Source organism: Brevibacterium sp. SIMBA_078, from assembly GCF_046534565.1.
Classification (GTDB): domain Bacteria; phylum Actinomycetota; class Actinomycetes; order Actinomycetales; family Brevibacteriaceae; genus Brevibacterium.
Map to the genome: position 1 here is coordinate 1 of NZ_JAWRYQ010000079.1, position 349 is coordinate 349.

General features: G+C 44.4%; 1 protein-coding gene. It reads left to right on the forward strand.

Going from position 1 to position 349, the window contains the following annotated elements:
* Positions 1–349: hypothetical protein (locus tag SB749_RS18950; protein WP_410711663.1), on the forward strand; the 349-nt coding region annotated here is incomplete at both ends.

Consider the following 349-nt stretch of genomic DNA (forward strand, 5'->3'; position numbering starts at 1 on the left):
ACTGAAGAGATTACTGTAGGTAGTCAGACAGGCGGAAATAGCGTTGACTTTTCTGGGACAGATGGTAATCGAGTGTTAACTGGCGTTGCTGATGGTAAAGTTGAGTTAGGAAGTAAAGACGCGGTCAACGGCGGTCAGCTACATAATCTTGGTAGTGATGTTGCTGGTATTATCGGTGGTGAAGCTACCTATGATGCGAATGGCAATCTCACCGCTAATAACATCGGTGGTACAGGTAAAGGAAACATTAACGACGCTATTGCTTCTATCAACCAAGGTAACGCACAGGCCAACGAAGACATCAAAGTCAATGCCGATAATATCCAAGCCAATACTGATAGACTCGATT